Below are 3056 nucleotides of genomic sequence, written 5' to 3'. Positions count from 1 at the left end.
GCAGGCCCAGCCGCCGCCGGTCTCCCGCGTACGGCCCTACCGCGAGGCGGCCAGCTGCTCGTGAAGCGCGTCGTAGCGCTCCACCACGGCGGGGAGCGAGAAGTCGCGAAGAATGCGCGCGCGCGCGGCGTCGCCCAGCGCACGGCGGGCCGGTGCGGAGTGCTCCGCCAGCGAGGCCATGGCCTCGCCCAGCGCACCGGGATCACGGGGGGGCACCACCAGGCCGGTGCTGCCCACGATCCACGCCGAGTCGCCCACGTCGGTGACCACGCACGGCACCCCGCACGACATCGCCTCGCCGATGCTGTTGCTGAAACCCTCCGAGACGGACGAGAGGCAGGCACCGTCCAGGGCGGCGTTGATCCGGGCGGCATCGTTTCGCTGGCCCAGCAGGATGCAGGCGTCGCGCACGCCCGATTCGTCCAGCCACTCCGCCAGAACGGGGTTGCCGGCCGTCATCCCCCGGCCGGCGAGCACCAGGCGCAGGGCGGGAACGCGCGCCCGGGCGTGCGCCAGGGCGCGCAGCAGGGTCCGGTGGTCCTTGGCGGCATCAAACCGTGCCACCGTGCCCAGCAGCGGCGCGTCGTCGTCCACACCCCATTCGGCACGCAGCACCGCGCGAGCCGCGGGGTCCGGGCGGAAGCCGTGGGTGTCGAACCCGTTGGGGATTACGGTGATCTTTGCCGCGGCGTACCCCAGCGCGGCGTGGGCGGCCCCTCCCGCGCGCGAGCACGACACGATGCGCGCGGGAATCCACCGCGAACCCACCGAACAGGCCCGCACCACCAGGCGGGTGGAAAGCTTGACCCCGCCCGTATACGGGGTGGACCTGCGCAGGTTCCAGGCGACCGGGATGCCGTTCATCCGCGCCGCCATTCCGCCCAGCAGGTCCGCGTGGTACATCCACGTCTGCACCACGTCGGGGCGCAGCTCGCGCATGAGGGCGAGCAGGCGTCCAAAGGCGGGGGGGCTCACACGGCCCGGCCGCATATCGAGGGCCCGCACCGGCGTGCCGCGGCTGCGGAGCAGTTCGCCCACCTCGTCCACGCCGGCCAGCGAAACCACGGTGACCCGGTGTCGCGTGCCCGCGGCCAGCTTGGCCATCATGGTTTCCGCACCGCCGACCTTGAGGCCGGGAAGCAGGTGCATGACGTGCAGACTCACCAGCGCGCCGCGGTGGGCTGAACCGACTGCGAAGGCTGCGGGGCCGGGTTCCCGGGCGGTTCCCGCCATTGCACCGGCGGGCGGTTCGCCAGCTGGTACGAAAGCGAGAGCAGCACCCCCAGCAGCACGGTGAAGGTGCGCTGCTCCAGCAGGTTGTGGCTGAACAGGCTGTTCAGCAGCAGGAGCCCGATGAAGGCGATTCCCGGCCTGTAGCCACGGCGCCAGAACACGCGCAGAGATCCCAGAACCGCCAGCAGGTAGCACACGAGCCCGGGGATTCCGTTGTTGATCATCTGCGCCAGGAACATGTTGTGCGGCCCCGGAGTCATGGTCATGGAGTATCCGGTGCCGTGCCCCAGCAGGGGTGATTCGCGGATCAGCTGCGCCGACGTGAGCAGGGCTACGAAGCGCTCCTCGTCGGCGGTCATCACCCCACGCTCCTGGCCCATGACCACCGCCATCCGACGCTCGTCCACGATCCCGGCCTCCGCGGCCTCGTCCACGGAACTCACCAGCGCGAAGAGCCCCGCCGCGCCGCCCGCCAGCACCAGCAGCGCCAGTGCCTGGCGGCGCGGATTCCACCGGCGGAGGTCGCCCGCGGTGTAGAGGTAGTAGCCCAGGAGCACGGCGACCGAAAGCATGCCCCCTCGAGAAAGGGTGATCAGAACCGCCAGTGCCGAGAGCGCAAGAAGGAGCAGGTGCGCGGGCCGCACCCGTTCGTAGTCCAGCAGCGCGGCCGCAAGGGCCACCAGAAGAAACGCGCTCACGTTGGGATTCATGGGGAATCCCGCCGGACGGTTGCGGAAGGCCGAGAAGGTGCCTGGCGACACGACATCGGCTGCCACGCTGGCCACCACGACCAGCAGTGCGGCGCCCAGATAGGTACGGTATCCCTGCTGAAAGCCCGGGAGCAGGGGGAGCAGCATGGACAGCAGGATGATGACGACGTCGTACGTGGGCAGAAAGACGTATTTGCCTCCGTCGTCCCAGTTGGTGTCGGGGAGCGTGGACAGCAGCGCCGCCGTTGCCGCCACCCCCACCAGGGCCGCGATGACGCCCATGTGGCGCCGGTAGGTATTGATGACGCGTCCCTGGAGCTGCGCCCCCAGCGCCGCGCGCACCAGCAGCACCAGCGCCAAGGCCAGGAGGGCGGCGAACAGCAGGTTCGCCGCGGACACGGGCAGCACCCCCGATACCATCAGGAAGATGTCGGCCTGTGACAGGAACACGCAGAAGAACAGGAGCATCACCGCGTGCAGCGGCAGCGTCCGGGCGGTGCTGACCTTCATGTGGACTTCGTCCTCCAGAGCTGCATGAGAAGCGCCTCAGTGACGGAAACCAGCGCCTCCACCGAGTAATGCTCCCGGACGCGCGCCCGTGCCCGGCATCCTTCCCGGGCCAGCGCTCCGGGGTCCCGGAGCAGAGCCGCGGCACAGGCCGCCAGCGCTCCGGGGTCGCGCGGCGGGGCCACCGCTTCCGCCCGGCCCACCAGGCGGGCCGAGTCGCCCACGTCGGTCACGACACACGCCACACCGCACGCCATGGCCTCGCCGATCACGTTGGCGAACCCCTCGCCCGACGACGACGAGCACAGCAGGTCCATCGCGCTGTACACGGCGGGCATGTCGTTCTGCTTTCCGGCCCACACCACCCGCGCCCCCAGTCCCAGCTCCTCCGCCTGCACGCGGAGGACTTCGCGGTACCCGGGATCGCCGTCGCCCACCACGACAAAGCGCAGGTCCGGAAAGTCTGCGGCGAGCCGCGAAGCCGTTCGCAGAAACGTGGGGTGGTCCTTCATGGGATCCATACGCCCCACCATTCCCACCACGACCTCACCCGGAGCAATCTTCCACGCCGCGCGAAGGGCCAGCCCCGCTTCTCTGCACGGTCGG

The 3056-nt window shown here is 70.5% G+C and carries 3 protein-coding genes; all 3 read right to left on the bottom strand.

Translation table 11 applies throughout. The features are described 5' to 3' along the window. Nucleotides 1-36: 36 nt before the first annotated feature. Entirely contained in the window at nt 37-1164 is a 1128-nt protein-coding gene (locus VF665_RS22890; RefSeq protein ID WP_331055800.1) for a glycosyltransferase, read from the bottom strand. Further along, on the bottom strand, nt 1161-2453 hold the full coding sequence (locus VF665_RS22885) for an O-antigen ligase family protein (RefSeq protein ID WP_331055799.1): 1293 nt from the start codon (nt 2451-2453) through the stop codon (nt 1161-1163). Before VF665_RS22885 ends, VF665_RS22890 begins: the two co-directional genes overlap by 4 nt. Further along, nucleotides 2450-3056: glycosyltransferase (locus tag VF665_RS22880; protein ID WP_331055798.1), on the bottom strand; the 607-nt coding region annotated here is incomplete at its 5' end. The genes VF665_RS22885 and VF665_RS22880, both read right to left, overlap by 4 nt.

The organism is Longimicrobium sp. (assembly GCF_036387355.1).
Taxonomy (GTDB): domain Bacteria; phylum Gemmatimonadota; class Gemmatimonadetes; order Longimicrobiales; family Longimicrobiaceae; genus Longimicrobium.
This window is presented reverse-complemented; position numbering and strand designations above follow the sequence as displayed.